We start from the raw sequence: 18,618 nt of genomic DNA, 5'->3' as shown, positions 1-18,618 counted from the left end.
TCAAGAAAGCTCAAAAGCTCAAAAAACACTGTAAGTATACGAAGACCATTAATTCCTGGTTTTCTAACAAAAAAGCCTGAAGCTATTTCAGGCTTTTACTGATCAATATATTCAATTAATCTTTTAATTCCATCTTTACTAATCCACGCCTCACCAATTTTTACCGCCTCGGTTGAAATTTTACCTGTAATAGCACAAACATAAGTTTCACGATGGGGCTCAATGATTATTTGGGTATCATTATACGAAATATCAATCATATCGCCGTCCTTTAATTGAAAGCGTTCTAGAATATCTTTAGGTAATAAGATTCGTCCTAATTTCCCAATTCGTTTTGTTTGCAATCTCTCAACACCTCACAGTCCATTACTTTTATTTAATTTGTCCAATTTACTTTTAACTTCATTCATTTTTTGCATGGCTTCTGAGACTTTACTCAAATCTTCGCTCTCATCAATCGTTTTTTGAAGAAGTGCTTTTTCTTCTTCTAGTGCAGCCATCTCTACTTGATTTTTCTCGGAAGTTAATACACGATCCATCAATCCATCATTGTTTGGTGCGTTTTCACTAACAAATGCCTTGGCACCCTTCATGTCTTTCTTTTGAAGAAATGCGGTGACGATATGGGTTTTCCGCCCTTCTGTTAGTTCCACAACATCTCGATTTGCAAGAACTTTTTCCCACTCTTTAGCAAGAACACCTTTGGCAAATTCAATATGTGGGTTTGAAACTTTCAATATGTCTTGCAGCCGATCTAACTCCTTAGGTAGATTCTGATTCGTCATATACTCGGTTAATTGGCTGACTGCAGATTCATCCTTGGCTAAAAGCTTTTCATAAGATCCATGTTTCATCCAAAGCTGATGCAATAACTTCTTTTCTTTTTCATCTAAATTGTCATAATCTCGTGCTTCTAGAACCTTCATGACCCCTTCGGTATCTCCCAATAATCCATTCAAGTAGACTTTTTCTACATTATTTGTTTCCTGTTGAATAGCTGGTTGACGCTCAGATGACTCCGCGTTTTTATTGGCATTCGTTAAAAGGATGTTCAATAAAAGCGCACCTACTAAAATAATCGCTGTCCCGATTAAAAAACGCATCTTACTTTCTTTTTGATTTATCGATTTCTGTTTTTTTGAAGAAGTCGATAAATCAGTACGTATTTCAGCACGTTTATCTGATTTTGATTGAAAAAACTGAATAGGAATTAGGTTAGGAATAGTGAAGCGTTTTTTGTCGGCTATTCGTTGCGATAATTCCTCTTGTTCTTGGCGTTTTCGTTCTTCACTTTCATCGTACAATGATTGAATGAAAGACGCCATATGATCAAGTGAATCAAGTCGCAAATAAATCATTTCAGCAAATTGGATGACTTCCTCGCTTTGTTCGAAAAAGTCACTACGTTTAGGACGACCGTATACATGCTGCAAGCTTGTTAACGAAACGATAATTAATTCTTTCACGGCATTCAGTCGTGATTTTTCATTCTCAATTGTAAAAGATTGATGTTCAATAACGAGCGTTTTTACTGAGCTAGTGTCTACATCAATTACCAGGTTCTCCGTTTCCCACAAAACCTGTACTTGTTTTTCTTTAGCCAATTGAATCAATGAAAGATAATATGGATATTTATCTTCTAAATACATCTTTTTTAGAACATTAAATGATTGAAGACCAGTCACATCGTACGTGTAACAGACTTGTCCAGACTGAAAACTGATGTCTTTTGCAGGAAGGTATTGATCAGATTGTTTCAGAGTTTGCAATTTATCTTTGTACCATTTTTGCACTTGATTCATCTCTTGTGTGTGAAACGTCGATAGGGGTTGTAAATAAGAAATCGTATTTCCTTCAATCTCAAAGGTCCCTACCTTATTTGCAATCGTTCGAATGACCATATTCTTATCATTCCTTTCATATCTAACTTAATCCTTCTTTATTGAAGTTTAGGAAACTTGGATAACAGTTCTTCGACTTCTTGTTTAAATTCATCCTCTTCCTCATCAACTTCACTTTCTGGAACTTTAGATTTTATAGAAGTAAATTCTTGATCCCATTCTTTTAGGTTGAAATTGATTGAATTGACAATAGGATTAAAGGAAAAATATAAATCACCAGAAACATCTTTTACAAAGCTAATAGTAGTTGACTCAGTATCTTGTTTGTTCGGATAAGAAATTTTCACATCTGTTAATATTAATTCTGTGATATCAAATTCAACAGACTTGTAAGTCTCCCACTCCTTATCATTAACTTGTAAAGTAGGAGCTACAATGGAGTCATAATTACAATTACCAAAAGTGCAGTCATCCGAGCTCAAAGGGCTAAAAGTAACTTTCAAATCTCCTCTATTACTAATTAAACTCTTTGGAAATTTTTCAAGAAAAGGTTTCAAAACAATATCTCCACTCATCTCATTCACTTTTTGTACAAACGCTTCATTATCTCCAGTTTCAACTTCCCCAGCAGCAATTGAACTATTTGTTTGTTTTTCGAACTCAACAAGGTTTTCCTCCAATACCTTAATCATCTCCAAAGCTTTCTCTTTATCTGCTTCAGTAAATACTGTTTCGTTCTTTTCACCATTTTCTTTTGTTGGAGTTTCATCGTTATTGCAACCAGAAATTATCAGTAAAAGAACTAGTGATAAAGCACTTGTCAAAAAAAACTTTTTCATAACCAAACATCTCCTTATCTTTTCGCGTAACGCGCAACATATTTAACAGTTGATCCCATGGCTCTTGCAGAACCAGTTGACGCACCAAATTGGTTCAACAATGTTGGAATGGACAAACCAACAATGAAAAATAATAACCCGAATAACAGGTTCCCATTCTGTAAATTAATCAACGTTTTTACACCCAGAACAAAACACAACAATTGTAGCGTTAGCGTTAAAATATTGCTGACTACTATTTTGAGCCATAAACTAAAGAAATTGTATTGATCATTCACGATGGTGGGGATAGCTACAACTCCTGAAATATACAAAACAACAAATAGTACTGTTCGATACAAGATAGACAAAAAGAAAACGAACAAGATGGCCGATACCACTAACATCAAAATAATTCCGTATCCAACGGAATTAACAGCCAACACCTGCATCACATTATAGTGTGTAGCAGGATTGGTTAACATCGTTTCTGTTAAAAGATGTGTCAGTTCCAATATCCAATCAAACAATTCACCGTATATGCCTAGTAATACTGCTCCTGTAATCACCGCAACCACTTTTTCATAAAGCGTGTTCATACCTTCATCACCATTTGCAGAATACAAAATGATTATTTTAATGGTCTGCCAAATAAGAAAGATTGCCGTCATTGTCCATGCCAATGATTTAAAGTTCAACATATAGCCTTCATAAGTTTCATTCCCAGTGATACTTGAAGAATCAATTTGAAATTTCCCAAAACTATCAATTGCCCCAAATACAAACCCACTAACCGTCGTAAATAAGAATCCATTTGTTTGGCACATCACTTCATACCAATTGCAGTCAAATTGATTTGTTTCATAATCATATTTATTCAAAAATAAAGCATTTTCCATATAAGATTCAGCACTGTTTACTTGCTCTGTAGTTACATTTTCTGTGTTCTCATAATCTCTTAGAGTATCTTCCATAAATTCACCCTCAGCAGCCTCTACACCATTCATCATAAAAAATGATAGTAGGAACATCCCAAAGACTAACAAGATGTGTTTCTTCATCCTCCAACACCTCCATTCATGAGGGTAAGTAACAGGATGACGACTGGAATAAACCCGAAAAACCCGACTCGCAAGACCACACCTTTTTTAATTTCAATAACTTCTTGAGCACTAAGTGGCTTGTCATACTGCAATTCATACTGCCGACTGGCTTGCTCCAGTTGCTTTTTGGCTAATTTATCAATGATGGTCTCAAAGAGTTGATTTACCCTTCGTTGCATCCTTACTATTCTTTGTAAGATGGGCATCTCTGTTCACATCCCTTTTGTGTCTCGTGTCTATGAAGAAATCTCTTGAATCACCTGTTCTCCTGATACGAGGGGTTCCAAATCGTGGGCATCTACCTTCAGTTCACCGTCTTCGATTATCCATGTAATCGTGGACATCAAGATTAAGAGTGGTTGATCCCCAGGATTCACAAACTCATCGTCAATCCCTGTTAAGGTAGCTTTGTATAGTGCATATACCTTATAGGAGTCTTCTTGCTTTCGAACGGAAATGTTATAAATCTCAAGCTCTTTCATTTCACTCACGTCCACGTCTTCAGACGTTTCGTTTTCTGACAGGGTTTGTTCTACCTCTTTACGGTAACGTGTCGTAAAGTAATCCATCGAGCCGCCTTGTAAACTGTCTGTTAGAAAACGTTCAGTTTGAGTAAACACTTCTTTTTCTTCTTTCTTAGAGGCTTCAACTTTTTCGACACCGTTCGACAAGTCTGCATTTTCTCGTTTTAAGTCTTGATTGGCTGCAAATACATTAAACAAAACGAGTGCCAACCCCACTACCAAGACAATCAGTAAGATATTGACGAGTTTCAAGCGACTTTCCATAGGCTACCCCTCCCTTACACGGGTTCTTTTAAATACAACATCGGATTGAGTCGGGTTCCAAACTTCTGTCCTGCATGAATCTCAAAATGAAGATGGTCACCTGTCGAACGACCAGTAGACCCACATCGGCCGATGACTTCCAGCTGTCGAATTTCTTGCCCAACCTTAACGTCAATACGACTTAAATGTGCATACGCCGTAAAGAGATTATTGGGATGCTGAATGACAACGATGTTTCCGTACGTATTCGTTGGATAACTGCTAGGAAACTCTGCATACACGACTTTCCCTTCCTTAGCTGCATAAATAGGTTCAGGACTACTACACGCAAAGTCGACACCTTGATGATTACTGATTTCTCCCGTAACGGGATGAATACGGATACCGTAATTTGAATTTACTTGAACATTTGGAATGGGTTGTGCAAATTCTCCGGACTGTAACGTGCAATTCATGGTTAATCCACCGAGTGAACTGACCATCGCCGTGATCGTCGGTACCCAGTGGGCGTTTAAGTTCGTTGGGTCATTCTCTGCCCCGACTGGCGCATAAACCGAACCTAAATCGGTTATGGTCACGTATCCATCTTTAATGATGCGGTTGTGCAGCGTTTGTCCCATCGATTCCAAACCCTCTTCTAATGTTGAAAACTGCATCAAGCCATCTTTCCCCATCAACCCACCTGGATTATTTTTGGTGACCACTGCATGTGACGTCCCGTTGGTCGTTTCATGCAATGCAATCGCAGCCATGAGAACCGGGTCAATGCCTTGTTCATTCGCAATTTGGATAAAGAGATTTTCTTTGCCAGAAAAGACGCCTGCGGTGCTCATTTTGGCTTCCCATAACTCTTGGTTTATTTCTCCATTAACAGCGCAATACGCGCCTCCTGTGGCTCCTGAGAGCGCGTCTATGTTTTGTTCTGGGTTTTCTAAATCAAAGCCTTTGTCTTTTCCATTCATCGACATAAAGACAGGAAGTACGATCAGAATGAGGGCAGTTCCGAAGACCACCAACCCAATTGGATTGAAGAATACCTTCATGAATAGCAAATGGCCAAGTGTTTTGGCGGTCTCCTTTGCATTCATCTCCTCATCCCTCCTCATTAAATCGTGATATCGTTAATACTTTTCTGGTCAAACCACAACATTTCCGTCACTTCATTTAGTTGGACCTCCAACTTGATTTTTTTAGAACCCGTATAGAATATTCCTTTTCCAGCCTGCTCTTTTTTCTTCCCATCTTTTAAAATGAGTGTTTCACGTTCTCCTTTTGAGAATGTGTTGCCTAGTTCGTCTTCTAAATATTTCAATTCTTCTTCGCTCATTGGTAAATACAACCGCTGTACGGATTGCGTGATAATCGCTTTCCCGTAGTTCCGATTCTCATCTCGAGCAGATAAAAAATCTTCTACCGACTGAGAAGCCGTTGTAATGCCACAATTGAAGGAACGTAATACTTTCATCATGAAGTAAATGAATTCCATGGCTTTTGGTACTTTAGGGTCTGCGATAACGTGAGCTTCATCGATAAATATTTCACTTGGTTCACGGTCCCCACTCATAATTTCGTAGGTCGTATGAGAGAGAATGTTATAAAACAAGATTCGTTGAATCTTCTCGTTGTTACTCATCTCTTTTAAGTCATAACAAACCAGTTCATTATCGATGCTGATGTTGGTGTGTCCGTTAAACAATTCCGAATACATTCCCGTTACATAGGTTTTGAGTGTCGTATAAAAATCCCGTACCGTATCAAATAAATAGGGATCGTTCGTTTGATCTTTGCCGATGAGTTCATATAAGTCTTGTAATGTTGGATAGTCGGTTGCTGTTAGTGCGCTTGTATTGGTCGCATCGGTAATGCCTTTCTCTTCATACACCTTTTGAATATAACTACTCAAAATTTCTTCTTGTAAATCCGTCATGCCGTTATACATGAGTCGAAACATGACCAGTAGATTAGAGATTTTCGTCAACAAAATATTGCCAAATTCGGTTTCTTCGACGATGACTTTATCACTGACTTTTGGGAGGTCCAACGGATTAATACGATTCCCGCCTTTTAGTTGGAACTTCACCCACGCTCCACCTAGATCTGCGTAATTGCGTCCGAACTCTCCTTTTGGATCAATGGTAATGATTTTACGACCGAGCATATGCTTGTTCGTCATATTGGCAAATAGATACGTAGATTTCCCGATACCCGATATGCCAATGACAAACTCATGTCGATTCAATAACTTCGTATCATCCACAATTACGACATTACCGGTCGTCATGTTTCGTCCTTTAATAATTCCCGTCTGGGAAAACATTTCATTTTCATGAAAGGGAAAGAAATAGGAAATGGCTTCGGAGTTGCTCATCTTGTAGGTCAACTCATCTACCTTATTTTCATTCAGAGGTAAAAAGGAACGGAAAGCATCAACAGCACGATCCGTCGGGTTATGGATAATGCCAATTTTGGAGAATTTACTTTTGACTGTCGTGGTTAATTGATCGAGTTCATCTGTAGAACTCGCCACTAAATGAATAAGTGTGTGGAATAAGAAGATTTTATCGTTTCGATACGCCAAATTTTTGAGCATTTCTGACGCACTGTCAATTTGTCCTTGCGAATCAATCATCGTATTTTCATCAGCAAAGCGTGTATTCATTTTCATACGATTTTGCTTAATGCTTTTGACAAGTTGCGAACGGACTTCGCCTGTATGGTATTCCTGAACATAATTGATAATAGACACGTTCTCTGGAATTTCAGTCACTTGTTGAATTTTGTTTTGGTCTTGCACCGGATCATAATCAACAATGAGTAATGACCGGGTATAGTTGGCACCTACACGCACGTACGAATCGTATTCCGTGATGTTATCAGGTGCTAAGACGGTCAGAAGAGACTGATTCATCCCTCGCACCGTTTCTTCAAAATTTGATTCTTGTTTTTTGTTTGGGAGTAGTTGTTTGAGCCAATTCATTCTGACACCTCCTTATTCAAATCGATTGTTCATTTGATCCTTGTAATAGTTCAGCAACTCTTTCGCTGTGTTTTTGCCGATAATGACATCTGCACTGGCATTGGTTTTGCTGATGATGTTTTCACCTTGAGCTTGTGCATTTTCAAAATCGATACACGAGTAGTAAAATCGCAACAATTCATCATTATTCAGTACGGTCACGTCCAGCTTTTCGTATCCGCTTAGCATCTGTTCAAGTTTAGATTTTAATATGTTTGCGGTTGTATCAATCTTCAGATAATCCTTATCTGAACTAGTCATTGGTCTCGAGATGACCACATAGCGTTTTCGTGTCACCATGTTTTTGGATTTCTGAATCCGTTCGATTTGATTGAAATACCCCGTTTTCAAAACACGTTTGGCATAAGAAGAATCATTCTCCAGTTGGTCATTAAACCACATCAAATAATTCGTTAAATTAATGGGTTGTGCCACCTGCATGATTTGAATTTGTTTTTCCCCAGAATCATTCAAGAACGATTGATACGACTCAAGCACCCGTTCTTTTGATAATTCGTTCATTAGTGATAAATTCACAGAGGAAACTTCTAATACTTTGATTAGCGTGCGATTGGACGATTCGATGCAGCCATTGGCAATGTTCACTAATCCTAGTTCAGTTCGTGTATCGCCATTTTTTCGACTCATCGGCAAGTCTCCTTTCGCATAATAAAACTCTTTTTTTCTCACATTCGCTTTGAGTTTCCAGATCACCTTATATTGCAAAAGTGACAGATTCTTACGTACTGGATGTTTAGTTAGTTGAAATACGGCGACCAACATCGTAGGTGCAAAAGCAATTAACATTAATTTTTGATCTAAATAGCCGAATCTGTATAACGAATACGAAATCACAATTCCTAACAATACAAAAGGTGAAAGGACAAACACATCTTGAAATGAGATATTGCCATATACATATTTCTTTGTGTCGATATTCAGCGGTAATTCAACTTTTCCAGAAGTTCGTAATCGTTCTTGTCGTTCAAAGTATCCTTCCGAACGCATAGCTATCACATCTTTCTAGATTAAAGATTCGTTTGAACATACTCGATCACCGGACGAGCAAGTAGGAATAGAACCACGCCTAAAACACATAATTTAATTCCGTTCTTGAATTTTGGAGAAGATTGTTCATCTCCTGCCCACACACCAATTGCACAAATAAGTAAACCAATGGCGAAGATGGTAATAAACGTCCCCTGCATATCGCTAAAGAGCGTATCTAAAAATCCTTGTATTCTCTCAAACATTTCCTCCACCTCCTAAATCTTATATTTCATCCACCTTAACAGAATTGCCACAATAAAGGCAAGTGCGAATGCCATATTTTAGGTAGTTCAATTTTACTTTTTTATCTAGTCAATAAGTTCCTATATTATCATGAATTCAAGAGACATTATTTCGAGATAAGTCTATTTCTTTGAAGTTGTATTTTTATTTATAAATAAAAAAAGCAAAGTTGAGATAACTTACTTGCTCAACTTTGCTAATAACTCTTCTCTTTTTTCTAAGAATTCCGGCGTTAACTCGTCAGGCTGTTCATCAAACGCCTGCGTTTTTCGATTGTGTTGCTGCTGAAGTAACCAATCAGGCACTGTTTCATCTTTCTTCTGGTAGTTGCCCTTCTTTCCTTGAATCGTTAACCACTCTTTCTTGTCTTCTACTGCTTTTGTAAGTCGAGCCGTTATGCTTTTAATCTTACCTGGCGTCCGTTCAAGCGAGTATTGCAGTGCATCCGCATATTGGTAATCAGTCAAAATAGACGCATGTCCGAAATAATGATTCACAATATCACGTATCTTAATTCCATCATCCATCAATCGCTCTTTATATTTGATCAGCACTTCTTTTATCACGACAGGCATCTCAATATCATCAATTCCTTGATTGATAAGATAATCAGTCTCTTTAAAGTCAGTATCACTAAGATCAGTATCATTAGTGTTAAATTTTTTAACTTCTTGAAGTAAAGAATTTTGATTTCTTGAAGTTAAATTTTTTAACTTCTGTTGGGGCTCTAAGAACAGAGGGTATTCTTTCTTCTCTTGTAATTTCATTACATCGTCAATTGTGACCTGTGGTTTCAGTAAATAAAGACGATTTGATTGCGATAGACCCATTCGTTTTTCTTCCAGCAAATCAGCCTTTTGCAGCTCTTTTTTGATTTTAATGACAGTCGGCTTGCTGCAGTTTAAAATCTCACTTAATTGCTCATTTCCAAAAAGAAAGTAAATATATCCTTCTTCATCAAACCATTGATTTCGAATGGACAATTCTAATCGATCTTGTAGCAAAGCAAAGGCAATCTTCGCGTCATTGCTCATTTTCTTATACTGTTCACTCGTAAAAAAGATCTTCGGTAAACGATAAAAACGTTCCCCTACTTCTTCTTGCACGCGAAACTTCTTAGACATGTGAAAATCCTCCTTCGTATTTAGTTAATACACTAGAGACTCCAAAGAAGGGTTCATTCATTCACTTTTGATGTCTACGTGGCAAAGATAACAGATGAATAGAGGTTCACAATTCTTGATTCAAATGCTATACTTACTACATCAATTACATGAATTTTCCTTGGAATTTCTCTACCGATATACTTGATTATTGCTGGTCGCCAAACTGTCCAATAACCAAGTTTGTAGAGATTTTTTGATATATAAATAAAATTTTAATCCAGTATAACACTCACATTCATTAGATGCATAATGATTTTTTGAAAGGATTTTCCACTATGACCGAAAATGAACAGGATATTTATCAAAAAATAGGCAGAACTTTAAAAGAGATTCGAAAAGAAAAGAAATTGACGCTTCAGCAAATTGAAAAAAACAGTGATCAACATGCAGCAAGGATTTCATTAGCTGAAAACGGCAAATCCAATTTGAGTATTGGATGGATTATTCATTATTGCAACGTCCTTGATATCAATCCAAACGAAGTTTTTATCCGCGCTTTTGCAGAGGATTTCAAATCCCAACAATTAGACCGTATCTTTGACAAATTCGCTGCCTATCAACTTGAGAAAACACCAACTGAAAACGAATAACCTGAAAACACGCCTATTTCTGGTTGTGTTTTTTTGTTTGCAAAGAAAAAAGATGATGGATAGATACCTAAAACAAAGGAGCAAAAACAGAACAAGATACGTATACAGATATGTAATGGCAGACTGGACAATTAGCTTGAATCGATCGTAAATAGATCCGGTTCCCTTGGTATGACAGCATGTTCAACAGATTTTACCGTGTCATTCAGTGATTTAATAGCTTCTAAGTTCTCTCGTTCACTCATCATTCGCTGCACGGCTTTGTAGTATATTGCCCGATGGGCTTGGTTGAATAAAAGCGCACATTGAAGAAGCACAGCAACCGACGTTAATCCCGTTTTTGCTTTGCAGCCTCTTCCTTCTGTTTTCATCATGATTTTGGTCGATTGTTTTACGACTTCATGAAATGTACTGCGAGAGATGCCAATTTCTTCGCACATTTCTTTTTGTGTCCCCCACTTGATCGGTTGATTTACATTCGCGTGTGTACTGATATACGTTAAAATATCACTTTCCCACTCGTTGTAATGACTTCGAGACCGATCTTTCCGAGCCTTCTTAAATTTGTGCCATCCCTTTGAGTTGGACTGAATCACAATCTGTTTTCCACTCCCCCACTCTTCTACTAGTTGTTGAATATAGGAGGAATGAGCACCTTTGAAACGCCCACGGTAGGCACTTTTTATAATTTTTCTCACTTCCGAGTGCTTCAGCGGAGCATGCAAAGAAGAATTCGCTTCATCAAGCATGTTATACGTTACATTCTCCTCTTTTCCAGCACTGTAACAAGCTAAAGCCAACGTGAATAATAAGTTATCACGGCCAATTTGTCCTTCTTGCCCTTTTACATGTTTGGCTTGCAGTAATTCCTGAAACCATGCTTCTTGTGTAACATCGTGAGCTGATTCTTTTTCGTGCACCTCAAATAAACCGCGACCATGATTGTCGTCTTGTCTTCTGGACCATTCAATTAAATGACCAAAATCAAACGTCATTTCTTTTGAAAACCAACGAATGTTTTCTTCTTTTGGCATACGGAAAAAGCCAAAATCGTTACACGAGAGATCGACTCCCTGTAAGACCTTCGCTAAGCTGCGTTTAATATTCTCTGAAATTCGTTTGGCCACTTTGAGTCCACGAAAATCATTTTTGTTTGAAATAAATAATGGCTTGTCCAGTACAAAATAAACTTGAAAACCTTTTGGGGTTTCCAAAATTATTGTCGGTGCACCAATGCTTTGATCCAGCGCTGCCGTCAAAATTTCTGTATATGCTTGTTTTTTTGAATCGATATCGACAACAAACGAATTGATTTGTTGTAAATTTGTTTCTGCATGTCCTTTTATGTAATTACGTCGATTATTGGTGTAACTACCGTAGTTAAAAATATTAGGTGTCCAGTGTGATAGTTGATTACTATCTTCAATCAATGATTCTTTAGAAGTTAGAATATATCCTTTTACTCCACTAGAAGTATGTAAATCTCCTTTTGTACGAGTAACAAAAATACTTCCTTTTTTGTTATGAGAAGATTCTCTCTTAACAAGAGTTTGTTTTAGTAGAGATGCTCGTGAACCGATTTTTTTGAGTTCCATTAATCCATCATGAAGAACTAAGTCAAACAATGATTTCAAATCTTCCATTACGCATCTCCTATCTCTAGCAACTAGTTTAAGAAATTACCTGGATCTCTCAATTAGTTACAAAGTATAGAAGAACAAAAACCCCTATACAATAGGGGTTTTTGACGTTTATAGATACTGTAGATGAGTCTACAAATCTACTTGTAGACTCATCTACAAATCTACAAATTTACAAGTAGATTAATCTACTTGTAAACGAATCTACACATCTACTTGTAGATTAATCTACAAATCTACTTGTAGACCAATCTACAAATCTACATATAAGTGGTATTTATTTTAAGGAAGTATACCTTGAAAACCTTATACATCAGAGCTTTAAGAAATTAAGAAAAGCATTTAAAAATACAATATATTTTAAAATACCGAAGATGGGAATCTACTTGTAGATGAATCTACAAATCTACTTGTAGATGAATCTACAAATCTACTTGTAGACGAATCTACTAATCTACAAATCTACTTGTAGACGAATCTACTAATCTACAAGTAGATTAATCTACCGTTTTAAAAAAAGATGAAATAGCAGAAACTATTTCATCTTAAAATATTATTTAGTTTTACTTTTATAAAGGTCGAAGATAATTTCAAATTGTTTTCTTTCGTCCTTAGTTAATATATTGGTAAGGTAATCATTAATTAACAAATCCGTTACATCGTCAACCGTTGTAGCGATACCCAAAGTAACTAGGGCATTTAACTTATTTTTGGTATTCATACTAACACGAACAGTCGTAGTTTTTTCGGCTGTCACATTGCTATTTTTTTCTTTCTTTGTTGACGAGAGAGCAACTGATTCTTGTTTATGTTCTTGATTGGATTCAAGTTCCTTTATATTAAACGTATTTTTAGGTACAACGTTTTGGCTTCTTTGAATCTTGTTAGGTTGTTTCTTTCTAAGTAAATCAGACATCTACAACTTCTCCAATCGTGTTTGTTGAATCTGATGAATTAACTGCTGCATCTAATCGATGAATAAACTCGGTTGCCACCTGGGTATAGCTTTCAATGACATTTTTATCATGCATATCATTTTCAGTAATGCCCGTCATGTCAAATCGTTTTAATCTTTCCATCTGTTTAACTACTTTTTGGAATATATTATGTTCGCCAAAAATCTCTTTGGCGGTATCGAGTGTCTGAATATCTACAGCTGCACCATTTTTCCATAAGACCGGAAGGATTCCTAAGATATCGAGATCCGCATCATAATCATCTATTAATGTTTGAAGATAAGTGGTAAATCCTTCAGCGCCTTGCAGACTTCTCTCTTGTGTTTGCAACACAACAACGACAAAGTCAGAAGCATATAAAGCTGAATCCGTGATAATTGAAATGGTAGGAGGAACATCAATGAAAATAAAATCATAGTCTTCCTTTAATGGTTGCAACAATTTAGAAAAAAACTGTACCCTATCAATTTCATTAGGGAATTTTTTTTCTAATAGCTTAGGATACTGGGCAAAGTCACTGAAACTTGGGAGAAGGTACAAATTATTCTTAATTTGAGTAACAATGCTACTTAAATCTTCTTCCTGAATTGCGGACATCAAAGTCTTTTCGTATGAAACAATATCGTCTTCCAATAATGCCTTGGTCCGGAGAAATAAACTAGTTGCATTCGCTTGAGGATCTTGGTCGCTTAATAACACTCTGTAACCCATATTAGCTAAACAATACGCAATCATTGTACTGTTCGTAGTTTTACCAGTACCGCCTTTGAAATTTCCAAATGTGATAACCTGACATGATAAGTTGTCCATTAAATTGCCTCCTTTTATTATGAAAATTGTAAATTATGTTTTATGTTTTTGTATACTTGTAGACTGATGGAGATAACTAATAATTTAAAAATAACATTGATTTTAAAATAGTACAACCTTCTTTTTAAAAAACATTAGTTATATCAAGGGTTTATATTAGTTTTTCCCACTAATCTACAAATCTACATGTATACCAATCTACAAATCTACATGTAGATTTGTAGATTTTTACTAAAATCAGAGTAATTTCCTAAAAAATGCTTATGGGCTTAGGCAAATAAAAAAAGACCGCATACAACGATCTTCTTTCTTGTTCAACTCAAACACTCGTTTGTCGAAGTGAAGTTTTGAACCAATATTTCATTATATTTTAATAATCATCATCAATTCCTGCGAAGACATCACGTGCAGTATCCATATTATTTTCAAATTCAGTTGCAACATAAGGAGTTCCTTGTAGTCTTGGAATAACCTTAACAGGAATACCTGCTCGCTTAGTAATTTCTGCTGCCATTTCTTTTGCTTTGGCTACTAATTGAGACCTCATCTTATTTCCCTTATCCCTGAGTTGCCTCTCTACTGATTTTGCTTCTTCACTATTTTTAATGCGATCTAAATTTACATAAGATTCATTAATGCAACTATATTTCACTAGCTCAATTGAGTGTAATCTATCAGAGACTCCCGTATCTTCATCGTAAAAATCAATTCCAATATGTGTGCCACTATAACTAATTTCAATAACGCCTGACTCTACACCAATTAATTTTATTTTTGTATACAATTCCTGTCGATTCAAATTCTTCACCCCTTGTTCTTCAAATTTTTTCTAAGTATATCCCAGATGATTTCTATACGGCTTTGAAACCTCATATGTTTCAGAATTCTGTCCCGTTAGTATATTTAAAGCATTTTTTTTACAAATTCCCTAATAAAGTTGTCTCTCTTCAGAAGATCTTCTTCCTTACGGAAAAAGCCAACTTTTCTCACTTTCTGTTCTATCGGCAGCTGGTTCCATTCGGCAATCGCTTTTTCCTCTAATTCATAACGCTTTCTGACTGAAGAAATCATGAGGTCTGTTTTTTCAGCTCTAATTTCTTGATCTGTTTTTGGTATTGGCAATCTATTTAACAATTGTTGTTCTAATTCTTTTTTCTTTAAATCCAGTTCGATAAATAATCTTGCTTCTAATTCTTTCTGCATTTTTTCAAATTTACGAACCATCTCCACCATCACTTGTGCCTCACTTAACCCAAGTGGTTCATCATTACGTAAATCCGGAAATGGCCTCACTTCTAGGTGGGCTGAAAGAATGTTAAAAATCGCCTCTAAACTCCATTTTTGCAATCTTTTTTTCATGATAAAGATGGCAATCGCAATGTCCAAGTCATCATACACCTTTTTGTCTGCTACTCTTTGAATGTAATGAATTCCTTTGTTCTCAAGATCTTTAAACCATTTATCGACGGTATTGTAATGAACAGAATCTTTAACAGTGGTTTCTTCTTCGTATCGTTTTTGTATTTCTTCAGTGAAGTCACTTATTTGCCAAACTGCATCTTTTATCTCCATATACATACCGCCTTCTTATTAAATAGTTAGAGTGATTCACGAATGCTTTGCGTCCCACAAATGAACCAACCTACATGCATCCAGCAACAAAAGTGGTGCATCATTCATCGAGCATTACTAAATCATTAATCACTAATAGGACACCAAAGATTTATATATAAACTCCACTTGTAGATCACTCATCACTCATAGACCACACGGCATTGGTATCTAGGTGGACTAGAACCATCGATCATGCCTCAGCGAACCCAACTTAACAACAAATGATAAGCCATTCCTAGAACACTAATGAACCCACAACCAATCGTTGCTCATTGGGAATTAGATTTCTAATCATCTGTAGACCACTGTCTACCAATAGACCACCCAACTTAATTTCTGTTATCACCATTTGTGCATCACGAACCACCTATAGACCAGTAACGAAACCTAAATTGTAGCATTGGTGAACCACTAACTACTTGTAGACCACTTCAATAATTTTCACAGCATTCTAAATGCTATTATTTCGACATACATGGTAAATTCCCTTTATTTTCAAGGGCAACTGCCGTATTTTTTTATGATGCAGTGATAGGGTGAATTTTAAATTATTTGATTTGGGCATGTAAAAGGAGGGGGGGATAAATCATTAAAGATCATTAAAGATATGAAGAATAATTTCCTTAATATAAACACTCATAATGGATAAATATGTTAAAATTAATATTAAATTATGAAGGTTTTCACTTAAACTAACGCGGCAAGATTTACGAAACCTGAATAAAAAAGGGAGAGTTAATATGAAAAATTGGATTGTGTATTTTGGATTAGTTTTAATAGCTGGCTTTGGTGTTTCTTTTCTAATTCGTTTGATTAGAGATGGTGACTTTTATATTGCTGAATTTACAGTAACCATAATAGGAATCATAATTTTACTAACTGGCATTTTTGCAAAAAAGAATATTAAAACTAATGACACCTTATTAAAGTAACGGAGTGCTTTAGTAAAAAACATCGGGTTGCTTAGGCAACTTTTTTTCTTATTGAACTAAGGCAGCAGGTTTGTTTAATAAGGACATTTAATATTTTTGAACTTTTTTTTATTTAATAACGGCTAATAAACAAAGGGGGTAGAGACGATGAGTAGATTATTTATTGTTCAATCTTTATTATTAATTTTGGTTTTCGGACTAATGGGCTGTGGAACAAATAACAATAAAGAAAATGTTAGTAATGAACCGGGAATCAACAATGAATCTAATCAGGTGGATGATTTCAAAGTCACAATAAACGTTGAAACTGGTGAAAAAGACCTTAATGTTTATGCCACCATTATTTATATGGGAGAAGAAGCTCAAAAAGATATATATCATGGTGGAAGTATTTTTATGTTTAATGTTTATCAACAAGATGGTGATTTTGAATATTTAGGTGCTATGAACCTACCATTATTAACAACAACACTGATTCGGAATGAACCTCATAGGGTGAATTTTGAAGGGATAGAAAAACTTAAATTAAAGCCAGGCACTTTTGAATTTGAAGCGATTGCTAATTTTTCGTTGGATTCAAATAATGTGATAGAAAGCAAAATTGAAATTCCTGTTTACAAAATTGTGGCAATTGACTAATCTCTTATTCAACTAACGGGTGCTTTACTTCAATTAGAGGTAAAGCATTGTGCTTGTTGAACTAACGTAAGAAATTTAGTTAAAGAAAAGGAAGCTGATTTAGATTGAAGATGAATAAATGGATTAAATTATGTTTATTTGCTTGTTTATCTATTGTTTCGATAATTTCAATAAGTGCTTGTGATAACAACAAAATTGAAACTACAACCATTAAACAACAATTGCTGGATGAAATGAAAGATACAAATATGGATGTAGAGGAGATAATTCATTTAGAAGTTGTAAAAGACGGTATTCTGGTTTTTTATACGAAAGATAATGAACTTTACGATGCATTTATTAAATTGAAAAATGCTAAATGGGAATGGTATGTCGGAGGAGGTTCCCTTCCACTTCACGCAGAAAATGGTTTTAATTGGTCGTTTACTAACTTTGATGATTTTTATGTTCGTTATGGAGTAATAACAGACGATAAAATTAAACGGATTAAAGATGAGGAAAATAACTATCCAAAGATTATCGAGGATGAAAATGGCTTTAGAATGTATTTCTTCTTAGATAAATCTGTTGTATTTGATAGTAAGAAGAAGCAAACACATTACTATGAAATTTCACCTGAGTATTAAATCTATAAATGAGTAATGTTATTGAACTAACGAGTGCTTTACTTCAAGAAGAGGTAAAGCCTTTTGCTTGTTGAACTAACGAGGCAGTTAGTCTAAGAAGAAGGATTTATTTGAGTAGTGTTGAATAAGTTAATATATGTAAATTATTAAGCGTAAGAGAATGTGTTAAGGTGTCCTTTACTTCAATACGCGGTTTTCATTTTCATCATTAACCACCAAAAACACATTTAGTTCAATAACTGTTTAGATATATAAAAGAGGAGTTGAGAAAGATTAAAAAAATATTATATATATTTTGTTTTATATTAATAATGTTTATTTTTACAGGTTGTAATGTAGATGATAATAGTGAACTTCAAGACATTGCATTCACTAGTTTGTCTGAAAAAGAAAAGGCGGAGCTAGTAAATAAAAATGATAGTGCAAAGATAGAGAAAGTAGACCTTGACGCTCTCCCTAATAATGCAAAAATATTTTTTGGTAAACATAATGAAGATGAAATATATTCGGTCACTTTTGAGAGTAAAAACCAAGACTTGGGAAATATCACTATTTTTGTTGATGGTTCAAGCAAAGAAACTATTGGGACCTTAATCAGGAAATAGAAGAAGTTTAAGTGTGGATGACAACAAACTTGAAGCACATAACAACGGATAAATATTAAGCTTATTGTGCTAATGGGTGGCTTGAGTTGAAGATTCTCAGGTTGAGTATGAGTTCTTTTGCTTACTGAACTAACGCAGCAGTTTAGTTGAACAACAATCTAAAACTTTAGTACGTATTATG

Annotated in this window: 21 protein-coding genes; 5 read left to right on the top strand and 16 right to left on the bottom strand. The window is 35.6% G+C overall.

Annotated features, from left to right (window positions below):
• Positions 1-95: 95 nt before the first annotated feature.
• The 11 genes from ACHUE4_RS10105 to ACHUE4_RS10055 all read right to left on the bottom strand — a co-directional run bounded on the left by ACHUE4_RS10105 (position 96) and on the right by ACHUE4_RS10055 (position 9,983).
• Positions 96-344: an AbrB/MazE/SpoVT family DNA-binding domain-containing protein gene (locus ACHUE4_RS10105; protein ID WP_394189579.1), complete on the bottom strand. Its 249-nt coding sequence runs from the start codon at positions 342-344 to the stop codon at positions 96-98.
• Positions 345-356: 12 nt separating this feature from the next.
• On the bottom strand, positions 357-1,901 hold the full coding sequence (locus ACHUE4_RS10100; protein WP_394189577.1) for a hypothetical protein: 1,545 nt from the start codon (positions 1,899-1,901) through the stop codon (positions 357-359).
• Positions 1,902-1,939: 38 nt separating this feature from the next.
• Complete coding sequence (locus ACHUE4_RS10095; RefSeq protein WP_394189575.1) at positions 1,940-2,680, bottom strand: hypothetical protein; 741 nt, start codon at positions 2,678-2,680, stop codon at positions 1,940-1,942.
• Positions 2,681-2,694: 14 nt separating this feature from the next.
• On the bottom strand, positions 2,695-3,720 hold the full coding sequence (locus ACHUE4_RS10090; protein ID WP_394189573.1) for a conjugal transfer protein TrbL family protein: 1,026 nt from the start codon (positions 3,718-3,720) through the stop codon (positions 2,695-2,697).
• Positions 3,717-3,968, bottom strand: a complete 252-nt coding sequence (locus tag ACHUE4_RS10085) for a hypothetical protein (protein ID WP_394189571.1) — start codon at positions 3,966-3,968, stop codon at positions 3,717-3,719. The genes ACHUE4_RS10090 and ACHUE4_RS10085 overlap by 4 nt, the downstream gene beginning before the upstream one ends.
• Positions 3,969-3,998: 30 nt before the next feature.
• On the bottom strand, positions 3,999-4,550 hold the full coding sequence (locus ACHUE4_RS10080; RefSeq protein WP_394189569.1) for a hypothetical protein: 552 nt from the start codon (positions 4,548-4,550) through the stop codon (positions 3,999-4,001).
• A 14-nt stretch (positions 4,551-4,564) separates the two neighbouring features.
• Complete coding sequence (locus ACHUE4_RS10075; protein ID WP_394189567.1) at positions 4,565-5,638, bottom strand: M23 family metallopeptidase; 1,074 nt, start codon at positions 5,636-5,638, stop codon at positions 4,565-4,567.
• A 17-nt stretch (positions 5,639-5,655) separates the two neighbouring features.
• The gene (locus tag ACHUE4_RS10070; protein ID WP_394189565.1) at positions 5,656-7,527 is read right to left on the bottom strand and encodes a VirB4 family type IV secretion system protein; all 1,872 of its coding nucleotides are present in this window, start codon (positions 7,525-7,527) and stop codon (positions 5,656-5,658) included.
• Positions 7,528-7,539: 12 nt separating this feature from the next.
• Entirely contained in the window at positions 7,540-8,574 is a 1,035-nt protein-coding gene (locus tag ACHUE4_RS10065) for a TrsD (RefSeq protein ID WP_394189563.1), read from the bottom strand.
• A 20-nt stretch (positions 8,575-8,594) separates the two neighbouring features.
• Positions 8,595-8,819 carry a hypothetical protein gene (locus tag ACHUE4_RS10060; protein ID WP_108587780.1) on the bottom strand — a complete coding sequence of 75 codons (225 nt, stop codon included), beginning with the start codon at positions 8,817-8,819 and terminating at the stop codon, positions 8,595-8,597.
• A gap of 219 nt (positions 8,820-9,038) precedes the next feature.
• On the bottom strand, positions 9,039-9,983 hold the full coding sequence (locus tag ACHUE4_RS10055) for a replication initiator protein A (protein WP_394189561.1): 945 nt from the start codon (positions 9,981-9,983) through the stop codon (positions 9,039-9,041).
• Between the two features lie 317 nt (positions 9,984-10,300).
• On the opposite strand from ACHUE4_RS10055, the gene ACHUE4_RS10050 reads away from it, so the two are divergent.
• Positions 10,301-10,615: a helix-turn-helix domain-containing protein gene (locus tag ACHUE4_RS10050; protein WP_394189559.1), complete on the top strand. Its 315-nt coding sequence runs from the start codon at positions 10,301-10,303 to the stop codon at positions 10,613-10,615.
• Positions 10,616-10,746: 131 nt separating this feature from the next.
• On the opposite strand, the gene ACHUE4_RS10045 is transcribed toward ACHUE4_RS10050, so the two are convergent.
• The 5 genes from ACHUE4_RS10045 to ACHUE4_RS10025 form a co-directional block, all read right to left on the bottom strand.
• Positions 10,747-12,258, bottom strand: coding sequence for a primase C-terminal domain-containing protein (locus ACHUE4_RS10045; protein ID WP_394189557.1), 1,512 nt, complete (start codon positions 12,256-12,258; stop codon positions 10,747-10,749).
• A 550-nt stretch (positions 12,259-12,808) separates the two neighbouring features.
• Positions 12,809-13,171: a DUF5388 domain-containing protein gene (locus ACHUE4_RS10040; RefSeq protein ID WP_394189555.1), complete on the bottom strand. Its 363-nt coding sequence runs from the start codon at positions 13,169-13,171 to the stop codon at positions 12,809-12,811.
• Positions 13,164-14,021, bottom strand: coding sequence for a ParA family protein (locus ACHUE4_RS10035; RefSeq protein WP_394189553.1), 858 nt, complete (start codon positions 14,019-14,021; stop codon positions 13,164-13,166). The genes ACHUE4_RS10040 and ACHUE4_RS10035 overlap by 8 nt, the downstream gene beginning before the upstream one ends.
• A 370-nt stretch (positions 14,022-14,391) precedes the next feature.
• The gene (locus ACHUE4_RS10030; RefSeq protein ID WP_394189551.1) at positions 14,392-14,820 is read right to left on the bottom strand and encodes a hypothetical protein; all 429 of its coding nucleotides are present in this window, start codon (positions 14,818-14,820) and stop codon (positions 14,392-14,394) included.
• A gap of 104 nt (positions 14,821-14,924) precedes the next feature.
• Positions 14,925-15,593 carry a hypothetical protein gene (locus ACHUE4_RS10025; RefSeq protein ID WP_394189549.1) on the bottom strand — a complete coding sequence of 223 codons (669 nt, stop codon included), beginning with the start codon at positions 15,591-15,593 and terminating at the stop codon, positions 14,925-14,927.
• Between the two features lie 782 nt (positions 15,594-16,375).
• Between ACHUE4_RS10025 and ACHUE4_RS10020 the strand changes: the two genes are divergently transcribed.
• From ACHUE4_RS10020 to ACHUE4_RS10005, 4 genes are all read left to right on the top strand, one after another.
• Positions 16,376-16,567 (top strand): hypothetical protein, encoded by a 192-nt coding sequence (locus ACHUE4_RS10020; protein WP_394189547.1) that lies wholly within the window; start codon positions 16,376-16,378, stop codon positions 16,565-16,567.
• 147 nt (positions 16,568-16,714) lie between these two features.
• On the top strand, positions 16,715-17,206 hold the full coding sequence (locus tag ACHUE4_RS10015) for a hypothetical protein (protein ID WP_394189545.1): 492 nt from the start codon (positions 16,715-16,717) through the stop codon (positions 17,204-17,206).
• A 104-nt stretch (positions 17,207-17,310) separates the two neighbouring features.
• Complete coding sequence (locus tag ACHUE4_RS10010; protein WP_394189543.1) at positions 17,311-17,832, top strand: hypothetical protein; 522 nt, start codon at positions 17,311-17,313, stop codon at positions 17,830-17,832.
• Between the two features lie 263 nt (positions 17,833-18,095).
• The gene (locus ACHUE4_RS10005; protein WP_394189541.1) at positions 18,096-18,437 is read left to right on the top strand and encodes a hypothetical protein; all 342 of its coding nucleotides are present in this window, start codon (positions 18,096-18,098) and stop codon (positions 18,435-18,437) included.
• Positions 18,438-18,618 lie beyond the last annotated feature (181 nt).

This window comes from Paenisporosarcina quisquiliarum, assembly GCF_043641925.1.
Classification (GTDB): domain Bacteria; phylum Bacillota; class Bacilli; order Bacillales_A; family Planococcaceae; genus Paenisporosarcina; species Paenisporosarcina quisquiliarum_A.
The sequence above is the reverse complement of the archived record's forward strand: the minus strand, read 5'-3'. Positions and strand labels throughout refer to the sequence as shown.